The organism is Kitasatospora sp. NBC_00458 (assembly GCF_036013975.1).
GTDB lineage: Bacteria > Actinomycetota > Actinomycetes > Streptomycetales > Streptomycetaceae > Kitasatospora.
Map to the genome: position 1 here is coordinate 435619 of NZ_CP107904.1, position 23245 is coordinate 458863.

The following is a 23245-nucleotide window of genomic DNA, read 5'->3' on the forward strand; positions in this document are numbered from 1 at the left end:
TTGGTACAGGGCGGACGATCCGATCCTTTCGTTCAGCACACTCATGACACCCCTCCGTCACATCGTCTCGGTTCGCGACCCGCCACCGGTCTGTCCGCCGCCGGGTGGTGGCTGTCCCGGACGTCCGGGACAGCCACATCCTCCCTGAACATACCTTCGAGAGGGTATGTTCAGCGGTTCCGTAACGGAACCCTCATACGGCCCGTGGATCCGGGCACAGGCCGCACATCTCCGGGTCCGGGCGCCCGCCGTCCGGGGGCCCGTCCTCCGGGCCCCGGCCGACCGCGGTCCGGCCGTGCCCGGCGCCTCCGTACCCGGCGCCTCCGTGCGTGGCCCCCTCGTGCGCGCCCCCTCCGCTGGCGACCGCGTCACCGAGGCCACCGGGTCCACCGAGGCCACCGGGTCCACCGAGGCCACCGGGTCCGCCGGGGCCGCCGGACCCCACCGCCCCGCCGGCCAGCGACTCCAGCAGCACCCGCCACGCCGCCTCGTAGGCGCCGGGGGACCCGCAGGCCCCCGGCGACCCGAACGGCACGTGCGGCGCGCCGTGCATCACGGCCAGGAGGAGCTGGGCGACCAGTTCGGGCGGCCGGGGGGCCATGCTCCCCTCCCCCTGGGCCCGCCGGATCAGGTCGACCAGCCCGCGCTGCACGTCCTCGAAGATGCCCGGCACCATCTGCGCCAGGTTCGGGCAGTCGGTGGCCAGCCGCAGCGCGGCCCGCAGCCGGACGTCCTCCTTCAGCCGGTGCGCCAGGTCCAGGACGAGCGATTCCAGGACCGCGCCGGCCCCCGCGCCGGGGACGTCCCGGGCCAGCCGCATCTCCTCCCAGACCTTGCGGGACTGCAGCAGCAGCGCCCCCGCCAGCACCCGCTTGGAGGCGAAGTGCCCGTACAGGGCCCCCTTGGTCATCCCGGTCCGCTGCGCCACCGCGTTGAGCGTGGCCCTGCTGTACCCCTGGGCGGAGAACTCCTCGGCGGCGGCGTCCAGCACCTTCTCCCGCGTTCGCCGTGCTCGCTCCTGTTTGATCATGCGGGCGCCCTCCCTGTTCAAGAACATACCTTCCTAAAGGAATGTTCTCAGGACAGGGGGCACGCCCGCCCGGCTGTCCGCACATCAGACGGAAACCGATCGGTGCCCGACCGCGGTGCGGGCCGCCGGACGCTCCGGCAGGCGCGGTCCGCGACGTCCGTCGAGCACCGGCCAGCCGGCCCGCACGGCCTCCGCGACCAGCCCCGGCGAGCCGTTCACCACCACCGGGCGGCCGACCGACCGCAGCATCGCGAGGTCGCTCTCGTGGTCGCCGTACGCGAAGCAGTCCGCCGGCCGGACGCCCCGCGCCCGCAGCAGCGCCACCACCGCGTCGGCCTTGGCCCGGCCGATCATCGGTCGGTCCACCTCCCCGGTCAGCACTCCCCCGGCCGACACCGTCTGCTCGGCGCAGCACACGCCGTCGGCGCCCAGGTCCTCGGCGACCGCCTCCAGCAGCGGCCGCAGCGAGCCGGACACCAGCACCACCGCGTGCCCGAGGTCCCGGTGGCGGGCCACCGCGTCGAGGCCCGCCGTGACGAACGCCTCCGCGCCGCGGCGGTACCCGTCGTACCACCGGCGCGCCGAGGACCGCAGCGCGGCGGCGGGCACACCGGCGAACCGGCGGTAGTACATCCGGTTCAGCTCCTCGCGGGGGACGCCGGCCGCCATCGCGGCCCGGAGGTCGACGGCGGCGGGCGGAGCCGCCCCGGGCGCCTCGCCCCGCGGCCCGTGCGAAGGCCGGTACGAGGGGTCGTGCGGGTGGCCGTGCGAAGGCCGGTACGAGGACCCGTACGAGGACCCGTGCGAGGGGCCGTTCGCGTGCGCGTGGGCGTGCGCCGCCCTGGCGGGGTCCGCCGTCCAGTGGTCCCAGAACGCGAGCATCCCCTTGGCCGCGATCAGCGTCTCGTCGACGTCGAAGAAGGCGATCGGGGCGGGCGCCGGGCCGTTCACGCGGGACCACCCCCCGTACCGAGGACCGCCTCCGCGTAGCCGCGGGCCGCCGCGTCCGGGTCGAGGGTGCGGTGCACCGCCAGCGCCGCCGCGTCCCGCCAGGCGCGCTGCAGGACCGAGCCCGGCGTCTGCGCCCCGATGCCCGAGGCGAGGAACAGCGCGTCCACCGCCTCCCGGCAGAGCACGGCGGCCGTCGCCGCGTCACGGCGGTTCTCGGCCACCGCCAGCGCGCCGACCTCCCCCCGGTCGGCGCGGTCGGCCGCCCCGTCGAGCAGCAGTCCGGCCGTGTGGATCCTGGCCGAGGCCTGCGACAGCACGGTGTGCGCGGCCGGGTGCGGGTTCGCCGCCCGCCGTGCCCCGGCGGTCCACTCCCGCAGCGCCGCCCGGGCGATGCCCGCCAGCGGAGCGGCGAAGACCAGCGCGGCGACCATCGGGTACGGGACGGTGTGGCAGCGGGCGGCGTCCCGCTGCGGCACGAGCAGGGTGTCCAGCGTGAGCGTGCGGTGGTCGGGGACGTGGACCGCCTCGGCGGCCACCGAGGTGCTGCCGCTGCCGCGCAGCCCGGCCGAATGCCAGGTGTCCAGCACCGTCAACTCGGCCCGGGGCACGGCGAAGACCCGGTGCTCGCGGCCGGCGGCGCCCTCGGTCCAGGAGGCGAGCAGGATCCAGTCCGCGTGGTCGGCCCCGCTCGCCGGCCGCCACTCGCCGTCGAGCCGCCAGCCGTCGCCCTGCCGCTCGGCCCGGCCCTGGGGCGGGACGACCGCCGCAGAGATCCGGACGTCCGGTCCCCCGGCCCAGAGGTCGCGCTGCCCCTCCGGCGGGAGGTAGGCGGCCAGCCGGCCGTGCGCGGCGTACAGGGCGGCGCACCAGGCCGCGCCCGCGCAGGACTCGGCCACCGCGGCGGTCCCGGTCACCAGCGCGCCGAACCCGCCCGCGGTGCCGCCCCACCGGCGGGGCACGAAGTGGCGGGGGAAGCCGGCCAGGGTGATCCCGGCGGCGACCTCGTCGGTCAGCCGGCGCAGTTCCTCCGCCCGCGCGGCGTCCCGGCGGGCGGTCTCGGCGAGTGCGCCGACCGCCCGCGCCGTGAGCCCCTCGCTCCGCGTCCCGCCCCGAACCCCACCCCGCCCGTCGGCCCGGGTGTCGTTCCCGGCCTCGCTCAGCATGCCGTTCCCTCCGTTCCGTGCGGGCCCGCTCCGTACGGGCCCGTTCCCTGTCCGCCCACCGCACCCGGTGCCGTTCGCTCCGTTCCCAGGCCCCCGGCCCTGACGGCCCGACCGGCGGACGCCGGATCCGCGACACCCCGACCGGCGGACGCCGGATCCGCGGCGGCCGTCCGGCGCACCCGGGCGAAGGCGACCGGCCGGCCGTCCTGCACCGCCGTCAGCCGGACCGTCCCGGCCGGGTCGGCCGGACCGCCCGCGCCGGTCACGCCCGCCGGACCGGTCACACCCGCCGCACCGCCGTCCGCCGGCTCCACGACGATCGCGACCGGCGTCGGGAGTTCACCGAACGCGGTGAACCCGGTGGCTATCCCCCGGAGTTCGGCGATCGCGTCCGCCGGCCCGAACACGGCCGCGGAGGCCGCGGCCCCGGGTGCCGTGCCGGTTGCGAACGCGGCGGCGGCCGCCTGCCGGAAGGCCTCCATCAGGACCATCCCGGGCACGTGGTCCACCGGGTGGTCGAACAGCACCGGGTGGTCCTCGAACGGCCGCAGCCACCAGCGGTCGGGGCGGGCCGGGTCGGCGGCGACCAGCACGTCGCGGTCGGCCGTCTGCCCCACCCGCCGGGGGTCCACCGGCACGAACACGTCCGGCGCCGCCTCCGGATCCGCCGCGGCCCCGGCCGACCGCCGCCTGATCAGCTCGTAGCGGTCGGCTTCCAGCACCTCCCAGCGCATCCGGACCCGGCCCACCGGCCGGTGTCCGGCCCAGGCCACGCCCTCCATCGCGAACCGCTCGCGGCCCGGTCGGGCCGCGGCGGGCGGGCAGCGCAGGTCGAGGCCGACGTCGAGGCCGTCCGGACCGGTCGGCGGCAGGGCCTCGTCGAGGTCGACGGCGAGGTCGCTGAGCACGAAGGGGTTCCCGTAGGTGCTGCCGTGGAACCGGTGGGCCAGGTGGATCGCGGTCTGCCGCACGGTCTCGGCCAGCATCACCGGGTCGGACGCCGGTCCCCCGCGGCGGCCGAGGTGGTGGTCGCGGAGCCAGAGCGCGGCGACGGCGAAGCGCTCCTCCTCCAGCCGGACGGCGTCCGTGAGGAGCACCTCGGAGTCGGCGTGCTTGTGGACCGCCTCACGCGGCAGGTGCCGGTCGAATCGCAGGCCGTTCCAGCCCTCCCGGAGCAGCGGACGGCGCCGTCCGGGCACGACTGATGACAGGACGTTCATGATTTCTTCCTCCCCCATGTCGCGGTGACGGCGGCAGGCCCGCTATCTTTCGGTGCCTACCGGAGCGACAGCTCAGGAACATACCTTCTGGAAGGTTTACCGTCGAGGCGGAATTTTGCGCCACTCTGTCCAAATCGCCCCCGCCCTGACGGTCCGGCACCACCGTTGACCCCACCATCAGAGGAGCCGTCCATGCCCGAGCCGCAGACCACGTCCCCGTTCCCTGTGCGCAGAATCACCACCAGGCGGGGTCCCGACCCCAAGCAGGACCGCGCCGCCCGGACCAAGATGCTGGTTCTGACCGCCGCCGCCGAGCTGTTCTCGACGCAGGGTTTCCGCCACACCTCGGTCAAGGACGTCGCCGACCGGGTGGAGATGACCAAGGGGGCGGTCTACTTCCACTACCCGACGAAGGAGGCGCTCGCCGTCGCGGTGGTGGAGCAGCACTACGCGCGGTGGCCGATGCTCCTGGAGGAGGTCACCGCCGAGGGGCGGGGGCCGCTGGAGACCGCCGCACGGCTGCTGGAGGGCGCGGCGGCGGCGTTCCGGGACGACATCGTGGTCCAGGCGGGCGCCCGGCTGCAGATCGAACGGCCGCAGATAGACGCGGAACTGCCCACCCCGTACGTGGACTGGACCGAGCTGCTGACCGCGCTGCTGATCAGCGCCCGGACGGCGGGCGAGCTGCGCGAGGAGGTCTCGCCGAACGCGGCGGCCCGGTCGCTGGTGGCCGCGTTCTTCGGCACCCAGCACATCTCGGACGTCCTGCACGAGCGGGCGGACGTGGTGGAACGCTGGGCCGAGACCGCCGAGTTGCTGTTCCGGGCGATCCGCGCCCGGTAGCGGCGGGAGCCGACGGGATCCGGCGGCCTACCGGCTCCGGCGGGATCGGGCGGGATCCGGGATCCGGCGGCCGGCGGGCCGGCGGGGCAGCCGGGCGGGCCGCCCGACCGGGCAGCCGGCGGGGCAGCCGGGCGGGTGGACGATCGGGCAGACATCCGGCCGGGCCCGGACATGCGGAAGCGCACCGCGGGCATCGCCGCGGTGCGCTTCGCAAGGGTCCGGACGACCCGCCCGTACGGGGGGACGGTCGGGGCGCCGGACCGGTCAGGTGTTCTCCGGCAGCCGCCCCCGGCTGGCGGAGACGATCAGCCCGCCCGCGATGGCCAGCACCATCAGGACGATGCCGAAGACCGTCGCCCCGTCGGTCAGCCCGACGGAGTCGCTGAGGTAGCCGGCCGAGACCGGCAGGATCCCGGCCGGCACGTAACCACCCACGTTGAGCGCGGCGTTGGCCTCGGCAAGGCGCCGCGGCGGGACGGCGGAGTTGAGCAGCGAGAGGCCGCCGAGCTGGCCCATGCCCTGACCGGCTCCGGCCAGCAGGGCCGAGGCGACCAGCACCGGGACGGCGGAGGCGTGCACCGCGGCGATCAGCGTCACCATCGCCAGGGTGGTGGAGACCGCACCCGCCATCAGGATGGTGCGCCGGCGCAGCTTCTGGACGGCGAACTGCACGCCGGTGGCGGTCAGGAACATCACGAAGGCCATCGCCCCGGCCACGATCCGGCTGGTGGTGCCGAGCAGTCCGGAGAGCAGCGACGGGCCGAGCGAGAGGACGAACGAGGTGGCGGTGATGCCGGGGGCGAACACCGCGATGCCGAGGACGAGTTGCAGGCCGTTGCCGCGCGGGACGCCCGGGACCCGGATCCAGGCGCCCTTCGCCGGGGCGGCGGGCCGGCGGACCGGCATCCGCAGCACCGCGAACACGGCGGTGGCCAGCAGGACGGCCTCGACCACGAAGACGGTCACGGTCGGGCCGGGCGCCGTCTCGGAGAGCACCCCGGCGAGCAGCGGGCCGAGGCCGGCTCCGAAGACCATCGCGCAGGAGGCGAGCAGGGCGGCGAGGCGCTTGCGGGCCGGGCCGGCCACGTCGGTCACGGCCGCCATGCCGGCGGAGACCACGGCGCCCACCGCGATGCCGGTGAACAGCCGGGCCACGATCAGCGCGGCGACCGACGAGGCGGTGGCGAAGATCGCGCAGGCGGCCACCGCGAGCCCCAGGGCGGGCAGCAGCACGGGCTTGCGTCCGATCCGGTCGGAGACCACTCCGGAGACCAGCAGCGAGCCGAGCAGTCCGACGATGTAGAACGCGAACACGACGGTCAGGGTGCCCTTGGAGAACCCGATGTCCCGCTGCCAGACCACGTACAGCGGGGTCGCCGCGTTGGACAGGACGAACACCGCGGTCACCGGCCACGCGGCCAGCCACACCCACCAGGTGGGCGTCCCCGCGGTGACCGCCCCCTGTTCCTTCTCCGGCACCGGCAGGTCCGCCTCGGCGACCTCCTGCACCGACACCGTCCGACTCTCCGACATGGTCGCTCCCTCCGCCAGACGCAGTACGAGTTAAGTCGAACATAGCATGCAGTACGATGAGAGTCGTACAGGAGAGTCCGAAGTCCTTTCGGCCCACGAGGAGTCGCCCATGCCTTCGACGCTGCGCCCGGCCCCGCCCTTCGTCGTCCTGCCGGAGCCGGCCGACCTGCCGGAAGCACTGCCCGAGCCGGCCGTCGAGGAGCTCAGGCTGGAGCTCGTGCTCGGCGCGCTGAGCGACCCGCTGCGGCTCACCATCGTGCGCAAGCTCCTCCTGGAGCGGGAGCGCTTCGACCACCCCTGCGGCTGGTTCGGCCTGGACCGCCCCAAGTCCTCGCTCACCCACCACTTCAAGGCGCTCCGCCAGGCGGGCGTCATCCGCCAGCGCCAGTACGGGCTGGAGCGCCGCAGCCACGTCCGGATCGACGACCTGGACGCCCGCTTCCCCGGCCTGCTCGGCCTCGTCGCCGACTGGACCCCCGACAGCCCCTGATCCCCACGGGGGACCGCACCCCGATCCGACGGGGCCGAGCCCCCGCCCCGAACGGCCCCGGGTCCCCCCGTGCCCGGGGTCCCGCCGCCCCCACCCGCACCGGGGGCGGCGCGCCGCGACGGGGCGGGCCGCCGGCACCGCCGACGGCCCGCCCTTCGTCGCCCCCTCGACCCACCCGGCCCCGCCGCCCCCGCACCCACGCCCCGGCGTCCGCCGCGGGAGCGCCCCGGGATCGGCTCCGGGGCCAGGCCGGGGCCGGACCACCGCCCGTCCGGCCGCACCGGAACGGCGCCCGCCCCGGCCCGTCGGTAGCGTGGCCGGGACGGAAACAGCGCCGAACAGCGGAAGGCCGGGCGGGTGCGATGGTCAGCGACATCGGCGGCGAACTCGATCTCACCGGACTGCGGCGCGTCTACGGACGGCCCGGCCACCGGCTCTTCTACGCGCTGGTCTGCCGCAACGCCCGGCACTGGGGCTGGACCGAGCCCGGCCAGTCCAAGTGGCGCTGCTGGCGGGCGCAGCGCCGGCTGGAGGGCGTCCTCGGCCGCAAGCTCGCCCTGAAGTCCGGCTCACGGGTCCTGGACGCCGGATCAGGGTCCGGCGTGGTGGCCCGCCAGCTCGCCGCCCGCTTCGGCCTGCGGATCACCGGAGTCGACGTCCTGGACTTCCACGTCCGCGAGGCGCGCCGGCTGAGCGCGCTGGCCGCGCTGGAGGACCGTACCGACTTCTTCTGGGGCGACTACCACGAACTCGACTACCCGGACGGCTCGTTCGACGGCATCTACTCGATGGAGACGCTCTGCCACGCCTACGACCCGGCCCGCGCGCTGGCCGAGTTCCACCGGCTGCTGCGCCCGGGCGGGCGGCTGGTCCTGCTGGGCCCCGTCGCGCTGCCCCCGTCGGAGATGCCCGCGGAGAAGCGGGCGCTGCTGGACCCGTACCTGGACGCGATGGCGCTCGTGGGCGCGAAGCGCTACGACTCCGGCTCCCTCGGCGGGCTGATCACCGGGGCCGGATTCCGGATCGAGGAGGAGCTGGACGCGAGCGCCTACTACCGGCCCACCACCGAGGCGCTGTACGCCTACTTCCGGCTCCCGTACGCCGTGCTGCGGCGGTTCGGGCGGACCGAGCAGTGGCTGGGGCTGCGCTCGACCGTCGAGATGTACCAGCTCCGGGACCACATCGCCTGGCTGGTGCACACCGCCGTCAAGCCGTGACCCGGCGCGCGCACCCCGCGGGCCGACGTCCCACCGGCCGACGTCCCACCGGCCGTTGCCCCGGAGGCCGTTGCCCCACCGGCCGACGTCCTACCGGCCGTTGCCCCGGCGGTCCGCCCCCGGCGGGTGCGCGCCCAGCATCCTGAGCACCAACTCCCCGTAGCGGCGGCCCAGTTCCTCGGGCGTCTCGCTGCTCCGGTCGGTGTACCAGCGGGACACGTCGATGCCGAGCGAGGTGACCGCGCGGGCGGCCGTCCGCACCTCGGCGACCTCGAAGACCCCCGCCGCCAGGCCCGACTCGATCAGCGCGGTGACCTCCCGCTCGATGTCCAGCCGGAGCTCGGCGACCACCGCGTAGGCGTCCTCGGGGAGCGCGTGCAGCTCGTAGTTGACCACCCGGCCGACCGTCCGGGCGCGGGCGTGCCAGGCGGTGAACTCCTCGACCAGCCGCCGCATCCGGGCCACCTGGTCCCCCTCGCCGGCCACCGCCGCCCGGACCAGCGCGAGGGTGGCGGCGTGGCCCGCCTGGCTGATCTCGGCCAGCAGCGCGGCCTTGGACGGGTAGTGGATGTACAGCGCGGCCGGGCTCATCCCGGCGCCGGTGGCGATGTCCCGGGTCGTGGTGGCGTGGAAGCCGCGCTCGGCGAAGGACTCCACGGCGGCCCGGAGCAGCCGGTGCGCCGCCTCGGGGCGGGTGTCGGCGCCACCGGGCAGGGCGGGCCAGGCGGGCCAGAGCTCGGCGGTGGGCTTGCTGGTCATGGCGCCATCCTCGCAGATCGGTCGTACGGGCTTTCGCCCCGAGCGGGCCGGACGGGCTGAGCGGAACGGGGTGGACCGGGGTGGAACGGCGCCGGTCGACCAGGGCGGACCGGCCCCGGCCGGGCAGTGCGCACCGGGCCGGGTGCGCCGGGCCGGGTGGAGCGACCGGGGACGCCCTCGTCCGGACCGGCGGAACGGCCGCCCGGACGCGCCCCGGCGGCCCGCCCGTCCGGCCCGGCGGGCTGTTGACAGGGTCCCCCGCCGACACCATGCTAAGCAAGCGCTTAGTCACCGCCGCCGCGCCGAGGCGCGCCCAGGACCGACCCCGCCGAGAGGACCCCCGTGGTGCACTCCTTCAAGGGCCAGGTGGCCCTCGTCACCGGATCGAGCCGGGGCATCGGCCTCGGCATCGCACGCGAGCTGGTCGCCCGGGGGGCGAGGGTCTGCCTGACCGCCCGCACCCCCGAGCCGCTCGCCGAGGCGGTCCGTGACCTGGGCGGCCCCGACGTCGCCGTCGGCATCCCCGGCAAGGCCGACGACCCCGCCCACCAGGAGGAGGCCGTCGCCCGCACGCTGGAGGCCTTCGGCCGGCTCGACCACCTGGTCAACAACACCGGCATCAACCCCGTCTACGGCCCGGTGCTGGCCACCGACGAGGCCGCCGCGGCCAAGATCCTCGCCGTCAACGTGCTCGCCCCGCTCGCCTGGACCCGCCGCGCCCACGCCGCCTGGATGGGCGAGCACGGCGGCTCGGTGGTCAACGTCGCCTCCGTGGCGGGCATCCGCGCCTCGCTCGGCATCGGTATGTACGGCGTCTCCAAGGCCGCGCTGATCCGGCTCACCGCCGAGCTCGGCGCCGAGCTCGGCGGACAGGGCATCCGGGTGAACGCGGTCGCCCCCGCCGTCGTCAAGACCCGCTTCGCCGAGGCGCTGTACGACGGCCGGGAGGACGAGGTCGCCGCCGCCTACCCGCTGGGCCGGCTCGGCGTCCCGCAGGACGTCGCGGGCGCCGTCGCCTTCCTGCTCTCCTCGGACGCGGCCTGGATCACCGGTCAGACCCTGGTGGTGGACGGCGGCGTCACGCTCGGCGGCGGCCTGTGAGCCCGCTCGCCGACCAGCAGGAGGGCGGGCTCCCCGGCGGGCCCCCGTACGCCGGCCGGGGCGTGGTGGTCACCGGCGCCGGACGGGGCATCGGCGCCGCCGTGGCGCGCGCCTTCGCCGCAGCGGGCGCCCACGTCGTGGTGAACGACCTGGACGCCGCGGCCGCCCGCGCGGTCGCCGCCGACTGCGCCGGAACCGCCGCCCCCGGCGACGCCGCCACCGCCGACGGGCTGGCCGCCCTGGTCGGCGCGGCCCGCACCGCACTCGCCGGACGCGGCGCCGAGATCGACGTCTGGTGCGCCAACGCGGGCGTCGCCCCGACCGGCGGCGCCGACGCACCGCCCGCCGCCTGGGCCGCCGCCTGGGAGGTCAACGTGCTCGCCCATGTCCGGGCCGCCGAACTCCTCCTCCCCCGCTGGCTGGAGAGGGGCTCCGGACGCTTCGTCGCCACCGTCTCGGCCGCCGGGCTGCTCACCATGCTGGGCTCGGCCCCGTACGCCGTCTCCAAGCACGGCGCGCTCGCCTTCGCCGAGTGGCTGTCCGCCACCTACCGGCACCGCGGCCTGCGGGTGCACGCGCTCTGCCCGCAGGGCGTGCGCACCGCGATGCTGGACGGCACCGGACCGGTCGGCGAGGCACTGCTCGGCCCCACCGCGCTGGACGCCGAGGACGTCGCCGAGGCACTGCTGGACGGGCTCGCGGCCGACCGCTTCCTCGTCCTGCCGCATCCCGAGGTCGCGGAGTACGCCGCCGTCCGGGCGGGCGACCCGGACCGCTGGCTGGCCGGGATGAACCGGCTCCAGCAAGGACTCGAAGGGAACGGGGCACTGTGAGGGCCTGGCAGGTCACCGAGCCGGGCGAACCGCGCGATGTGCTGCGGCTCGCCGAGGACGTACCGAGGCCGGTCCCCGGCCCGGGGCAGCTGCTGGTCCGGGTGCGGGCGGCGGCCGTCAACTTCCCGGACGCGCTGATGGCCCGCGGCCAGTACCAGGTGCGGCCGCCGCTGCCGTTCACGCCCGGGGTGGAGCTGTGCGGCGAGGTCGTCGACGGCGCCGGTCCGTGGCGCCCCGGCGAGCGGGTGATCGGCACCCCGCTGCTGCCGCACGGCGCGTTCGCCGAGTACGCCCTGCTGGACGCGGCCGCCGCCTTCCCGGCACCCGCGGCGCTGGACGACGCCGAGGCGGCCGCCCTGCACATCGGGCACCAGACCGCCTGGTTCGCGCTGCACCGGCGGGCCGCGCTGCGCCCCGGCGAGACGCTGCTGGTGCACGCGGCGGCCGGCGGGGTCGGCAGCGCCGCCGTCCAGCTCGGACGGGCGGCCGGCGCACGGGTGATCGCCGTGGTCGGCGGCCCCGGGAAGGCCGCCGCCGCCCGCGGGTCCGGCGCCGACCTGGTGATCGACCGGACCGCCGAGGACTTCGTCGCCGCCGTCAAGGAGGCCACCGGGGGCCGCGGCGCCGACGTGGTCTTCGACCCCGTCGGCGGCGAGGCGTACACCGGCTCGACCCGCTGCGTCGCCTTCGAGGGCCGGATCGTGGTGGTCGGGTTCGCCGGCGGCCGGATCCCGGAACCCCCGCTCAGCCACGCGCTGGTGAAGAACTACACCATCCTCGGCCTGCACTGGGGCCTCTACAACACCCACGACCCGCAGGCCGTCCGCGCCGCCCACGAGGAGCTGACCGCGCTCGCCGCCGACGGTGCGGTCCGGCCCGTGGTCAGCGCCCGACTGCCGCTCACGGCGGCGGCCGAGGCCGTCCAGCGGGTCGCCGACGGCACCACGACCGGACGCCTGGTGGTGGTGCCCTGAGCAGCCCGCCCGCCCCGCCCGCAGCTCGGCCGACCGCACCTCACCGACCCGCGCCGCCGCCGACCGCACCTCACCGACCCGCGCCGCCGCCGACCGCACCTCACCGGGCGGCAGCGGCCGCGATCACCTCCAGCGCCGGGCGGGGACGGCGGCCGAGCAGCTCCGCGAGGTCCCCGGGGCCGCCCGGCCCCTCCAGGAAGCCGTGCGCGACGGCCGAGTACGTGCCGGCCATCATCGGCACCTGGAACGCCTCCGCCCCCGAGGCCGCGGCCACCGCCCGCACCTCGGCGAGGGTCCCCGGCCGGTACTCGACCGGGCGGCCCCCGGCACGGCTCAGCTCCGCCGCGACGTCCGCACCGCCCACCGCCTCCTCGCCGACCAGCTCGTAGACCCGCCCCGCGTGCCCGGCGGGCGCCAGTGCCACCGTCACCGCGACCTCGGCCAGGTCCTCCCGCGCCACCGCCGCCAGCCGCCCGTCGCCGAACGGGGCGGTGATCACCCCGTCGGCGTCCGGCGCCGCCAGGGCGCCCAACAGCTCGGCGTAGAGGCCGTTGCGCAGGATCGTCCAGCGCAGGGTCTCCGACGCGCGCAGCCGACGCTCGGTCCAGCGGTGGGCCAGCGCGTAGGCGAGGTGGTCGCCGTCACCGGCGAGGCTGGTGTACACGACGTGCTCGACGCCGGCCCGCTCGGCCGCCTCGATCGCCGCCCGGTGCCGGGCGATCACCACGTCGTCCTCCCCGTACCCGGCCGAGATCAGCAGCAGCGTCCGCACACCGGTGAAGGCCTCCGCCAGGGTCTCCGGCCGGTCGAAGTCCACCGTGCGGACCGGGACTCCCAGCGCGGGCACCCGCTCCGGGTCCCGGCTCCCGGCGACCACTCCGGCCACCGCACCGTCCGGGCCGACCGCACCGCCGGCCGACGACCCGGCCAGGCGCTCCAGCACCAGCGAGCCCAGGCCGCCGTTGACACCGGTGACGAGAAGCATGATTCCTCCACACGCGAGAAGCCGTCGGCGGACGCCGTCGGTCCGCCCGGGGCCGGCGGTCCGCCGCCGTGCCCTGCACTGCCTCCATCCTCGATAGCCTGGGCGTTCGACATAAGGAGGCACTTGCATGTCAGTGGGGCACACCGCGGTAACCACCCCGACCCCGGCCACGTCCCGTCCGGTGGTCTGGTGCGAGGACGGCGTGGACTGCGGCATCCGCGGTCTGCTGGACCGGCTCGGCGACAAGTGGTCGGTCCTGGTCGTCGTCGAACTCGCCCAGGGCGTCCGGCGGTTCCGCGAACTCCAGCGCGCCGTGCCGGGAATCTCCCAGCGGATGCTGACCCTGACGGTCCGCCGGCTGGAGCGGGACGGCCTGGTGTCGCGGACCGTCCACCCCACCGTCCCCCCGCAGGTGGACTACGAGCTCACCCCGACCGGCCACAGCCTGACCCACCTGATCCGGGCCATGGCGGACTGGTCCTACGACCACCACGACTCGATCGTCGAGTCACGCCGCGAGTGGGACACCGCCAACCCGGACTCGGAGATCCGCTAGGGCGTGCCGGCAGGGTCGCGGCCCCGGCGGGACTTCGCCGGCACGCCCTCGGGCCCGCCTCGGAAGTGGATCAAGGTCTGCGAGGATCACGCTCCGTGGCTCGGGGAGATCCGGCAGACGCACAGAGGGCGGTGCTGGAACCGCTGCCGCCGACGGGTGTCCAGCCCGGTCGGCCGCCGGTCCACGCCGAGCGACAGCCATTCGACCGGACGGTGCCGGTCGCCGCGATCGGCGAACGGCTCTGACCGGCGCCGCCGTACACGGCAGCTACGGCCAGGAACGGATGTGCCACCGTTGCGCGTTGGGCCGGCATGGTGATGATGGCGGGTCTGCTCTTCATGGCAGTGCTGGTGATCGTGCCCTTCACGCTGGCCTCGATCCGGCATCTCGTGGTGCGATCCGGCCGTCCGGGATGGCTGTCCAGCCGCCTGGCCGCTCGAACGCGAAGCGGCGGGCTCGGCCTTGGCGCCACCGCGACCGAGGAGTTGCACGCCTTCTTCAATGCCAACAAGCGCGTGCAGATCGAGCAGCGGCGGACTCAACTGGTCATGCGGGACGACGACCACTCCGGCGCCCCGCCTCACATGGGTATCGACTTGGACGGCGGCACCGCGGTCGTTCAACAGTAGCGGCGGCCGCGCCGTACCATGCGCGATCCCCTCACTGCAGGATCCGCCTCCGAAGTGGACCCCAGGTCGCCGGGCGGGTGCGCGGGGGTCAGCGCGCGTACTCCATCTCCGGGAACCGCGGCGAGGGCCCGTCCAACAGGTGGTCGTCGTGGCCGCGCAGCCAGCGGTCGAGGAACGAGGCGACGTACGCGCGGGTGGCGAGCACCGCGCGCTCCGGACGGACCTCGCCCACGTCGCCCCGCACGGCGTCCGCGGAGACCGCCCCCTGGCGGGCGAGCTGCGGCAGCAGGGACTGCGCGTCGGTGTAGGAGCCGTGCCGGGAACCGGTCAGCGTGACGTCGGCCTTCCAGCCGCGGGTGTGCTGCCAGAACGAGGCCCAGCCGGGCTGGTTCCGGTAGTCCCCGGAGTCCGGGCTTCCGGTGCCCATCAGCAGGAACGGGCGGTCGAGGCCGTCCTCGGCGACGCTGCTCAGGTGCACCCCCGTGCCGTCCGGGCCGGGGAAGTGCAGCTGGCCGTCCATGTTCACGCCGGCCCTGATCCGGGGGTCGTCGTGCATGGTCTGGGCCGCGGTGAACCCGCCGGCCGAGTGGCCCACCATGCCGACCCGGTTCAGGTCCAGCGAGCCGGCGAGGGCGGCCGGCAGACGGCCGTCGGTGCGCAGCGCGCCGAGCTCGTCCAGGACGAAGCGGGTGTCGTCGACCCGGGCCTGCAGCGCCTTGCGGAGCAGCGCGCCGATGTCCAGGCCGGGCTGGCCGCTCAGTCCGGGGAGGACGGAGGCGGCCAGGCCGCCGTCCGGGAAGGCCACCTCGGAGGCGTCGTAGGTGTGGTCGACGGTGACCACGACGTAGCCGCGCGAGGCGAGGTCCTCGACCAGGCCGGTACCCCAGGTCCGGGGGTCGCCGAGCCCGGCCGAGTAGAGGACCACCGGGCGCGGCCCGGCTCCGGGCAGCGCGGGCGCGTCCTGCCGGGCGTGCGTGCGGACCCCGGCCCAGTCGGTGCGGCCCGGCTCCGTCCCGTAGTTGAAGACCGAGGCGCCTGCCGTGCTCCCGAAGTGCTCGGCGGCGCGCGGCTCCATGTAGCGGGCCGGCCGCTCGCCGGCGGACACCGGGCGGGTGGCCGGGTACCAGAGGCTGATCATCAGCTCGCGGACCCGGTCCGGCTGCCACGGGTCCTGCCGTCCGACGTCGGTGAGGCGCAGCGAGGTGGTCCCGACCGCGTACGGTCCGGTGGGCTGCGGGAGCCAGGCGCGGGCCTGGCGTTCCGTCACGGCGGGCGCCGCCACCGCGGCCGACGCCGTCACCCCCGCGCCCAGGACGGCCGTCGCCGCCGTCGCCACCAGTACGGCGGCGATCCCCGTCCGCGTGCCCCGGCCCCGGCCCTGTCCCTGCCCCGGCCCCTGTCCCCGTGTGCGCATGGTCGTCCGCTCTCCCCGTCGGTGTGCCCGCCGCCCGCCGGCCGGCCCGTACCGGTGACAGTACGGGCCGGACGGTGCGTGGACGTCATACCGCGGTGCCAACCCGCCGGGTGCTACCCGGGTATGACACCGGGTGGACCCGGCGAGTGCCGGCGGACCCCGCCCGGGGCGGCGTCGCGCGAACGCGCGCGCGGGCCGTCGTACCGCTTCGGCCGTACTGCTTCGCCGTACTGCTTCGGCCGCATCGCTTCAGCGGTACTGCTTCAGCGGTACCGCTTCAGCTCCCGGCGGGCCAGCGAGCGCTTGTGCACCTCGTCCGGCCCGTCCGCCAGGCGGAGCGCGCGGTTGCCGGCCCAGAGCTGGGCGAGCGGGGTGTCCTGGCCGACGCCCGCCGCGCCGTGCGCCTGGACCGCCTTGTCGAGGATCCACCCGACGGTGCGCGGCGTGGCGATCTTGATGGCCTGGATCTCGGTGTGCGCACCACGGTTGCCGACGGTGTCCATCAGCCAGGCGGTCTTGAGTACCAGCAGCCTCAACTGCTCGATGCGGACGCGGGATTCGGCGATCCAGTCCTGGATCACGCCCTGCTCGGCGAGCGGCCGGCCGAAGGCCTCCCGGTCGAGGGTGCGTCGGCACATGAGCTCGACGGCGCGCTCGGCCATGCCGATCGCACGCATGCAGTGGTGGATCCGGCCGGGCCCGAGCCGGGCCTGGGCGATGGCGAAGCCGGAGCCCTCCTCGCCGATCAGGTTGGCGGCGGGGACGCGGACGTCCTCGAAGTCGATCTCGGCGTGCCCGCCGTGGTCGGCGTCGTCGTAGCCGAAGACGGTCATGCCGCGCCGGACGGTGACGCCCGGGGTGTCGCGCGGCACCAGGATCATGCTCTGCCGGCGGTGCGGCTCGGCGTCCGGGTCGGTCCTGCCCATCACGACGAGGATCCGGCACTCGGGGTTCATCGCACCGGTGATGTACCACTTGCGGCCGTTGACCACGTAGTGGTCGCCGTCGCGTTCGATCCGGGTGGCGATGTTGGCGGCGTCGGAGGAGGCGACGTCGGGCTCGGTCATCGCGAAGGCCGAGCGGATCCCGGCGTCGAGCAGCGGTTCGAGCCAGCGTTCGCGCTGCTCGGGGGTGCCGAACTGGGCGAGCAGCTCCATGTTGCCCGTGTCGGGCGCGGCGCAGTTCAGGGCGGGCGGGGCGAGCTGGGGGCTGCGGCCGGTGATCTCGGCGAGCGGGGCGTACTGGAGGTTGGTGAGTCCCGCGCCGCGCTCGCCCGGGAAGAAGAGGTTCCACAGGCCCTGCTTCCGCGCCTCGGCCTGCAGCCCGGCGACGACCGGCGGGACGGCCCAGGCGGGGCGGGCCGGGTCGGCCAGCTGGGCGGCCAGCACGGGCTCGGCCGGGTACACCTGGCCGTCCATGAACTCCGTGAGCCGATCGATGAGTCCGAGAGTGCGGGCGTCGTGGGCGAAGTCCATCGTTCAGCGCTCCTGGGGGGCTTCGAGGGTGGTGAGGCCGTGCTCGACGAGGACGGGCGCCATGGTCGCGGCCCGCTCGAACCCGGCCCCGAGGGTGCCGCCCTGCCGGAACCGGAAGTGGATGCCCTCGGCGACGACCGCGAGCTTGTACGAGGCGAAGGCGACGTACCAGTCGAGGTCGGCGGCGTCCCGGCCGGTCGCGGCGGCGTACCGGGCGGCCAGTTCACCCGCGGGCGGGAAGCCGGGGGCGGTGGCGGCGGCGGGGATCAGGCCGCCGCCGGCACCGGCGAGCTGGGTGTACATCACCAGCAGGCCGACGTCGGTGAGCGGGTCGCCGAGGGTGGACATCTCCCAGTCGAGGACGGCCGCGATCCGGTCCCCGCCGTCGATCAGCACGTTGTCCAGACGGTAGTCCCCGTGGACGAGCGCCGGGGGCGGCGAGAGGGGCCGCCGGGCGGCCAGCAGGTCGTGCAGCCGGTCGATGCCGGGCAGTTCGCGGCTGCGCGACGCGTCCAGCTGGGTGGACCAGCGGCGCAACTGGCGTTCCAGGTAGCCGTCCGGGCGTCCGAAGTCGGCCAGCCCGACGGCCGCCGGGTCGATCCGGTGCAGCACGGCGAGGGTGTCCACGAGGGCCGCGCCGATGCCGCGGACGCGGCCCTCGCCGAGGGCCGCGAGCGGCGCGGCGTCCCGGTGCGCGGTCCCGGGCACGTACGCCATCAGGTACCAGGGCGCGCCGAGCACCTCCGTCCCGGTGTCGAGGTGGAGGGTGGCGGGCACCGGCACGCCGGTGTCGCGCAGGGCGCTCATCACCCGGTGCTCGCGTCCCATGTCGTGCGCGGTGGCGAGGACGTGCCCGAGCGGCGGCCTGCGCAGCACCCAGTCGGAGGCGCCGTCGGTGAGCCGGTAGGTGAGGTTGGAGCGGCCGCCCTCGATCAGCCCGGCGCGCAGCGGGCCGTCCACGGCGCCCGGGAGCACCCGGTCGAGGTGGGCGCGCAGCCGGGCGAGGTCGAGCCCGGGCGGGTCGGCGGGGGTCTCGGGCACGGGCACTCTCCTCGATGGCTGTCGTCGGGTTGCCGTCCGTCGGGCGCACTGCCCGTCGGGTTGTCGTTTCGCCGGATCGCCGTCCGTCGGGCAGCCGCCGCCGTCGACCTGGACGCCCTTCCCGTACGCTGACTAAGCGCTTGCTTAGCATTCAGCCGACCGCGCCGACCTGTCAATCCCACCCGCCCGTCACAATGAGCCCCATGAGGTTGATCCACACCGTCGCCGGCGTGCTGCTCCTGCTGCTCACCATCGGCAGCATCCTGCGCACGCTGGTCGTCCCGCGCGGCCTGTACTCCGCCCTCGTACACCGCCTCTGGCGGGTCCTGCGGACCGTTCTGCGCCTGATCGCGACCCCGTTCGGCACCTACCGGGCGCAGGACCGGGTGCAGACCTGGCTCGCGCCGCTGATGCTGCTCGGCATGCTCGGGGTGTGGCTCGGCGCCATGCTGACCGCCTACACGCTGATACTGCACGGCACCTCGCAGCTGGACTGGTCCGTCTCCTTCCGGGAGGCCGGCTCCAGCCTGCTCACGCTCGGCTTCGCCAGCGGCGACCGGCTCCACCTCTCCGCCATCGACTTCCTCGCCGCCGCCAGCGGCCCCCTGACCATCGCCCTGCTGATCGCCTACCTGCCCACCCTCTACTCCGCCTACAACCGGCGCGAACTGGAGGTGACGCTCCTCCAGTCCCGGGCCGGCGAGCCCGCCTGGGGCCCCGAACTGCTCGCCCGTCAGTCGCTGGTCGACACCGAGACCGCCCTCCCCCAGCTCTACCGCGACTGGGAACGCCTCGCCGCCGACCTCGGCGAGAGCCACTCCAACTACCCCGTGCTCATCTCGTTCCGCTCTCCGCAGCCCGAGCGCAGCTGGGTCGTCGGCCTGACCGCCGTCATGGACGCCGCCGCCATCCACCTCGCCGTGGCCCCGCGCAGCGCCCCGCCGGAGGCCCGGCTCGTGCTGCGGGCGGGTTTCACCGCGATGCGCGACATCGGCCGCTCCCTGCGCATCGGCTTCGACCCCGACCCGTCCCCCGAGGCGCCGATCCGCCTGGGCTTCACCGAGTTCGACGCCGCCGTGGCCATGATCGTCGCCGCCGGGTTCCCGCACGAGCGACCCGCCGCCGAGGCCTGGCCGCACTTCCACGGATGGCGCGTCAACTACGAGCAGCTCGCCTACGAACTCGCCCGCCGCAGCGACGCCGTCCCCGCCCTGTGGACCGGCCCCCGCGACTTCCGCGCCCCGTCCGTCCCCCCGGCCCGCCCCGCCGACCGCCGTCCGGACAGAGCCTGACGGACAGAGCCTGACGGACCGGGGGCACTGGTCTCCGGCTCCGGCCCGCCCGCCCGCCCGTCAGCCCGTCAGCCCGTCAGCCCGTCAGTGCGGATCCCGCCCGGGGCCGGCCCGGACCCGCCCGCGCTATTCGCCCGCGCTTCCGGCGCGCGTGCGGCGCAGGTGGAAGCGGATGTCGCCCAACCCGTCGAGGGCCCGCCCGTCCACGTCCGCCGGGTCCGCCTCCGCTCGTGCCGCCAGCGCCTCGGCCAGCGCGACCGAACGGTCGTCGAGACGCCCGAACCTGCGGGCGGTGTGCCCCAGGCAGAGACCGGCCAGCCCCAGCAGCCCGCTCCCCGCCACCGCCCGCGTCCCCACCTCCAGGCAGCAGCGCTCGACGAAGGCCCGGTCCTCGTCCGCGAGCGCGATTCCGACCAGCGGCTCCCCCGGGCCCGCCTCCGTCGGCGACCATGTCCGCATGGACAGCCGGTCCGATCAGGACGAGACCCGTGACAGCAGCACTCCACCGCAGGGACGGAGCAGCCAGGAGGAGGTGGAACTCCGGACCGTGGACGCGGACGGTCGGGTCCGGCCCGTCACCATCCTCATCGGCGGCGACTCGTCCGCCACGCGCATCGCACTCCTCGACGCCGGCTCGCTCACCGAGTTCAGCGGCACCGACCACCTCGACTGTCTCGTCCAGGTCCGGCGGCAGTTGGAACGGGAAGGCCGGCTGCTGTGCTGCCAGGGAGCCCGCCCCGACGTCCACCCGTCCGGCCAGTTGCGCCAGTTCACCCACGGGCGGGAGGCGTACGTCCGTCCCCCGGAGGGCCGGGGCGAGATCCGGGAGACCGTCGACGTCTTCGCCCCGGCGGCACCGGCGGAGGTCGTGAGCCTCGAAGAGCAGCGGGCCGCGATCCTCGGCGCCTTCCACGCACGGCACCCGGCGGACCGGATCTGAACCCGCCCGGTCCTCGGTGGCACGGCTCGGCGTCCCCGCGCCCTGCCCCGTACGCCGCGAGCGCCGACCGCTGGTGCGGTTCGGCGCTCGCGGCGCGGGAGACGGGCCACCGGCCCGGCGGTCAGACCCGGACCGTGCCGCCCTCGGCGAGGGAGCGTTCGGCGGCGGCGAGGATCTCCACCGTCCGCAGGCCGAACGCCGCGGAGCAGGGGTGCGGCTCGCCGGTGCGGGCGGCCCCGGCGAGGGCGTCGAGGGCGCGGTGGAACGCCGCCACCGGCCCCTCGCCGCGCTCCGGGAGGTGGACGGTACCGGCCTCGCCGCGCAGCTCCATCCCGGTGCCGCCGCCCGCCACGGGCGCGGTGAGGCTGAGCGCCAGCGTGCTGGAGGCGCCGCCGACGTGGCGCAGCACGAGGTGGACGGTGTCCAGCGGGCCGGCCACGGCGGTCACCGAGGTGACGTCCCCGAGGACCGGGAGCAGCACCGAGAGCGCGTGCGGGCCGACGTCCCACAGCGCGCCCTTCTCCTTGCGCCACGCGGAGGCCGCGTACGGGCTGGTGGAGTCCGGGGCGAAGACCGAGCCGAGCCAGTCGGAGCGTCCGGTGAACCAGCCGCCGGTGGCCGCCTGCTCCTCGATCCACGGCATCTGGTCGCCGCCGAAGCGGACGGTGAAGAACACCACCGACGCGACGCCGTTGCGCCCGGCCGCCTCGACCACCCGGAGGGCGTCGGGGACGGTGAGCGCCACGGGCTTGTCGAGCAGCAGGTGGCAGCCGGCCTCGGCGGCGCGGACCGCGAGGTCGGCCTGCACGGTCGGGGGGAGTGCGATGGAGACGGCGTCGACCTCGGCGAGCAGCCGGTCGAGGTCGGCGTGGGCGGGTACGCCGTGCTGCGCGCCGAGGGCGGCGGCGGCTTCGGGGCGGCGGCCCCAGACGCCCGCGAACTCGAAGTCGGGGTGCGCCGCCAGGACGGGTGCGTGTACCCGCTCCGCCCAGGGGCCGGTGCCCAGCAGTCCGATGCGCATGGTGGTCTCGCTCCTCGGTGGTGCGTCGGTGCTCTGTCGTGCTCTGTGCCGTGCAGCTGTGTGACTGTGCAGCTCTGTGCCGCTCCGTACGCTGCCATCCTGCCCGGACGCGCGAAGGCCGCCGCCGCCCGGGTGGGGCGACGGCGGCCCTGACCGTCGGTTCAGTCCGCGGCAGGTGCGGCCGGGGCGGGCGCGGCAGCGGTGGTCGGCACCCCGCCGTTCCCGGTCGTGGCGTCCGCAGTGGTGTCCGCGGTCGCGTCCCCGGTCTCAGCCGTGGCGTTCGCGGCGTCCTCCTCCCGACGGGCCTGCGCGGCCTTGGCGGCGCGGCGCTTCATCAGCCAGGCCGAGAAGGCGCCGCCGAGGGCGGCCAGCAGCAGTCCGATCCAGGAGAACTTCGACAGCCACTGCTCGGCGACCTTGCCGACCTGGTAGACCAGCAGGGTCGTCCCGCCGGCCCAGACGATGCCGCCGAGGACGTTGGCGATCAGGAACTTCCAGTACGGCATCTTGAGCGCGCCGGCGAGCGGCCCGGCGAAGATCCGCAGCAGGGCGATGAAGCGGCCGAAGAAGACCGCCCACATGCCCCACTTCTGGAAGGAGCGCTCGGCACTGGCCAGGTGGTCCGGCCCGAAGTGCTTGGGGAACCTGCGTCCGAGCTTCTCGAAGAGCGGCTTGCCGCCCTTGCGTCCGATCGAGTAGCCGATCGAGTCGCCGATGATCGCACCGAGGATCGCGCAGACCGCCACCCAGACCGGGCTGACCACGCCGCGGGCGGCGAGCAGTGCGGAGGACACCAGGGCGATCTCGCCGGGGAGCGGGATGCCCAGCGACTCCAGCCCGATGATCAGACCGACGAGGGCGTACACCGCGCCCGGTGGCACGCCCTCGATCCAGGCGTCGATGTGCAGCAAGGCCAGTACCTCCGTGGCAGGACGAGACCCACGGCGGGCCCGGTCAGGTTTCCGCAGCCCGCGCGCCGGTCTCGACAGTCGTCCGAATGGCGGCACCAGGCCGCTCCCCGAGAAGGCAGCCTAACGTGCCGGGCGGCCCGTCCCCCCGGCCGATCACCCCAGGTTACGACGCATGGCGGCCCACAGCGGTTCCGCCGCCCCCGCCACCTGACCCCCCAGGGCAGGCCCCGCACAGGGCGCCCTCGCACGGCCACCGGCGAGTCGCCCACGACATTGCCGTCGGCGACTGCCATCAGGCATGGAGAAGCCCCGTCGAGTCCGAACTCAACGGGGCTCCCCTTCGATCCGCAAGGGTCAAATTCCAGGCGTTATCGCCTAAATCGATCCCGGGCGGTCGGTCAAACTATCGAGCAGCTCGCGCGCAACTGAAGCCACGGCGGCGTCAGGGTCTCGCGCAAGCGACGCGATGATTCCCTTCGATGCCGCTACAGCCGCCCTGGAATCCTCCTCCCAGGAGATTTTCTCCTCGTAGGCTGCACGATACTGCGGTGCGGCAGCAGCCGCAGCATCAGCCCATTGCCGAGTGGAGTTCACGGCAGTGATCAACTCCAGGATTTCAGCCCGGCAATTCGCCTCCGGAATTTCCGCCAATTCCATAAGAAATGGAATCGTGCTAGCGGTTGCCTCCGTGAGAACAAATCCCAGTGCACAGATCCGACTCGCCAGCTCATCAATGGCAATACGGGCATCGCTCTCGCCGGCCCACGCCAACTTGGAAAGCAGTGCCGGCAGTTCGACCGCTGGACCACTGGCGTCAGAGAGCTCGCCCCATCGAACGGTGGTCAGTCGCTTGAGCGGCCTTCCCAT

24 protein-coding genes are annotated in these 23245 nt (G+C 75.2%); 10 read left to right on the forward strand and 14 right to left on the reverse strand.

The features are described 5' to 3' along the window. Positions 1-193: 193 nt before the first annotated feature. The 4 genes from OG550_RS01890 to OG550_RS01905 all read right to left on the reverse strand — a co-directional run bounded on the left by OG550_RS01890 (position 194) and on the right by OG550_RS01905 (position 4364). Positions 194-1030 carry a TetR/AcrR family transcriptional regulator gene (locus OG550_RS01890; RefSeq protein WP_327673778.1) on the reverse strand — a complete coding sequence of 279 codons (837 nt, stop codon included), beginning with the start codon at positions 1028-1030 and terminating at the stop codon, positions 194-196. 84 nt (positions 1031-1114) lie between these two features. Continuing rightward, on the reverse strand, positions 1115-1981 hold the full coding sequence (locus tag OG550_RS01895) for an HAD family hydrolase (RefSeq protein WP_327673780.1): 867 nt from the start codon (positions 1979-1981) through the stop codon (positions 1115-1117). After that, positions 1978-3144, reverse strand: coding sequence for an oxidoreductase (locus tag OG550_RS01900; RefSeq protein ID WP_327673782.1), 1167 nt, complete (start codon positions 3142-3144; stop codon positions 1978-1980). Before OG550_RS01900 ends, OG550_RS01895 begins: the two co-directional genes overlap by 4 nt. Continuing rightward, positions 3138-4364: a ScbA/BarX family gamma-butyrolactone biosynthesis protein gene (locus OG550_RS01905; RefSeq protein WP_327673784.1), complete on the reverse strand. Its 1227-nt coding sequence runs from the start codon at positions 4362-4364 to the stop codon at positions 3138-3140. The genes OG550_RS01900 and OG550_RS01905 overlap by 7 nt, the downstream gene beginning before the upstream one ends. A 192-nt stretch (positions 4365-4556) precedes the next feature. Here OG550_RS01905 and OG550_RS01910 point away from each other — a divergent pair, with 192 nt between their 5' ends. Then, positions 4557-5207: a ScbR family autoregulator-binding transcription factor gene (locus OG550_RS01910; protein WP_327673786.1), complete on the forward strand. Its 651-nt coding sequence runs from the start codon at positions 4557-4559 to the stop codon at positions 5205-5207. 264 nt (positions 5208-5471) lie between these two features. Here the strand turns inward: OG550_RS01910 and OG550_RS01915 are convergent, their stop codons facing one another. After that, on the reverse strand, positions 5472-6740 hold the full coding sequence (locus OG550_RS01915; protein ID WP_327673788.1) for an MFS transporter: 1269 nt from the start codon (positions 6738-6740) through the stop codon (positions 5472-5474). Positions 6741-6849: 109 nt separating this feature from the next. Between OG550_RS01915 and OG550_RS01920 the strand changes: the two genes are divergently transcribed. Further along, on the forward strand, positions 6850-7230 hold the full coding sequence (locus tag OG550_RS01920) for an ArsR/SmtB family transcription factor (RefSeq protein ID WP_327673790.1): 381 nt from the start codon (positions 6850-6852) through the stop codon (positions 7228-7230). A 362-nt stretch (positions 7231-7592) separates the two neighbouring features. Next, complete coding sequence (locus OG550_RS01925; protein WP_327673792.1) at positions 7593-8447, forward strand: methyltransferase domain-containing protein; 855 nt, start codon at positions 7593-7595, stop codon at positions 8445-8447. Positions 8448-8537: 90 nt separating this feature from the next. On the opposite strand, the gene OG550_RS01930 is transcribed toward OG550_RS01925, so the two are convergent. Further along, a complete protein-coding gene (locus tag OG550_RS01930; RefSeq protein WP_327673794.1) occupies positions 8538-9206 on the reverse strand; it encodes a TetR/AcrR family transcriptional regulator in 669 nt (222 codons plus the stop codon). Positions 9207-9548: 342 nt separating this feature from the next. Here OG550_RS01930 and OG550_RS01935 point away from each other — a divergent pair, with 342 nt between their 5' ends. The 3 genes from OG550_RS01935 to OG550_RS01945 are packed head-to-tail and all read left to right on the forward strand — an operon-like array spanning position 9549 to position 12114. Continuing rightward, a complete protein-coding gene (locus tag OG550_RS01935; protein WP_327673796.1) occupies positions 9549-10307 on the forward strand; it encodes an SDR family oxidoreductase in 759 nt (252 codons plus the stop codon). Next, the gene (locus tag OG550_RS01940) at positions 10304-11140 is read left to right on the forward strand and encodes an SDR family NAD(P)-dependent oxidoreductase (protein WP_327673798.1); all 837 of its coding nucleotides are present in this window, start codon (positions 10304-10306) and stop codon (positions 11138-11140) included. The genes OG550_RS01935 and OG550_RS01940 overlap by 4 nt, the downstream gene beginning before the upstream one ends. Continuing rightward, positions 11137-12114, forward strand: a complete 978-nt coding sequence (locus OG550_RS01945; RefSeq protein ID WP_327673799.1) for an NADPH:quinone oxidoreductase family protein — start codon at positions 11137-11139, stop codon at positions 12112-12114. Before OG550_RS01940 ends, OG550_RS01945 begins: the two co-directional genes overlap by 4 nt. Positions 12115-12214: 100 nt before the next feature. Here the strand turns inward: OG550_RS01945 and OG550_RS01950 are convergent, their stop codons facing one another. After that, positions 12215-13099 (reverse strand): NAD(P)H-binding protein, encoded by an 885-nt coding sequence (locus OG550_RS01950; protein ID WP_327673801.1) that lies wholly within the window; start codon positions 13097-13099, stop codon positions 12215-12217. 127 nt (positions 13100-13226) lie between these two features. Between OG550_RS01950 and OG550_RS01955 the strand changes: the two genes are divergently transcribed. Further along, on the forward strand, positions 13227-13655 hold the full coding sequence (locus OG550_RS01955; protein WP_327673803.1) for a winged helix-turn-helix transcriptional regulator: 429 nt from the start codon (positions 13227-13229) through the stop codon (positions 13653-13655). Between the two features lie 311 nt (positions 13656-13966). After that, positions 13967-14284: a DUF6191 domain-containing protein gene (locus OG550_RS01960; RefSeq protein ID WP_327673805.1), complete on the forward strand. Its 318-nt coding sequence runs from the start codon at positions 13967-13969 to the stop codon at positions 14282-14284. An 88-nt stretch (positions 14285-14372) separates the two neighbouring features. Here OG550_RS01960 and OG550_RS01965 read toward each other — a convergent pair whose 3' ends face one another. The 3 genes from OG550_RS01965 to OG550_RS01975 form a co-directional block, all read right to left on the reverse strand. Then, positions 14373-15698 (reverse strand): alpha/beta hydrolase family protein, encoded by a 1326-nt coding sequence (locus tag OG550_RS01965; RefSeq protein WP_327673807.1) that lies wholly within the window; start codon positions 15696-15698, stop codon positions 14373-14375. A 263-nt stretch (positions 15699-15961) separates the two neighbouring features. After that, a complete protein-coding gene (locus tag OG550_RS01970; RefSeq protein WP_327673809.1) occupies positions 15962-17173 on the reverse strand; it encodes an acyl-CoA dehydrogenase family protein in 1212 nt (403 codons plus the stop codon). Positions 17174-17176: 3 nt separating this feature from the next. After that, positions 17177-18220, reverse strand: coding sequence for a phosphotransferase family protein (locus tag OG550_RS01975; protein WP_442905914.1), 1044 nt, complete (start codon positions 18218-18220; stop codon positions 17177-17179). Between the two features lie 197 nt (positions 18221-18417). Between OG550_RS01975 and OG550_RS01980 the strand changes: the two genes are divergently transcribed. Next, positions 18418-19506: a hypothetical protein gene (locus OG550_RS01980; protein WP_327673814.1), complete on the forward strand. Its 1089-nt coding sequence runs from the start codon at positions 18418-18420 to the stop codon at positions 19504-19506. A gap of 126 nt (positions 19507-19632) precedes the next feature. Here the strand turns inward: OG550_RS01980 and OG550_RS01985 are convergent, their stop codons facing one another. Next, the gene (locus tag OG550_RS01985) at positions 19633-19965 is read right to left on the reverse strand and encodes a hypothetical protein (protein WP_327673816.1); all 333 of its coding nucleotides are present in this window, start codon (positions 19963-19965) and stop codon (positions 19633-19635) included. Between OG550_RS01985 and OG550_RS01990 the strand changes: the two genes are divergently transcribed. After that, positions 19964-20446: a hypothetical protein gene (locus OG550_RS01990; RefSeq protein WP_327673818.1), complete on the forward strand. Its 483-nt coding sequence runs from the start codon at positions 19964-19966 to the stop codon at positions 20444-20446. The two genes, OG550_RS01985 and OG550_RS01990, sit on opposite strands and share 2 nt — an antisense overlap. A gap of 121 nt (positions 20447-20567) precedes the next feature. Here OG550_RS01990 and OG550_RS01995 read toward each other — a convergent pair whose 3' ends face one another. The 3 genes from OG550_RS01995 to OG550_RS02005 all read right to left on the reverse strand — a co-directional run bounded on the left by OG550_RS01995 (position 20568) and on the right by OG550_RS02005 (position 23245). Further along, positions 20568-21467 (reverse strand): Gfo/Idh/MocA family protein, encoded by a 900-nt coding sequence (locus OG550_RS01995; protein ID WP_327673820.1) that lies wholly within the window; start codon positions 21465-21467, stop codon positions 20568-20570. Positions 21468-21628: 161 nt separating this feature from the next. Then, positions 21629-22375, reverse strand: a complete 747-nt coding sequence (locus OG550_RS02000) for a DedA family protein (protein WP_327683642.1) — start codon at positions 22373-22375, stop codon at positions 21629-21631. A 378-nt stretch (positions 22376-22753) separates the two neighbouring features. Beyond that, positions 22754-23245: a hypothetical protein gene (locus OG550_RS02005; RefSeq protein ID WP_327673821.1), complete on the reverse strand. Its 492-nt coding sequence runs from the start codon at positions 23243-23245 to the stop codon at positions 22754-22756.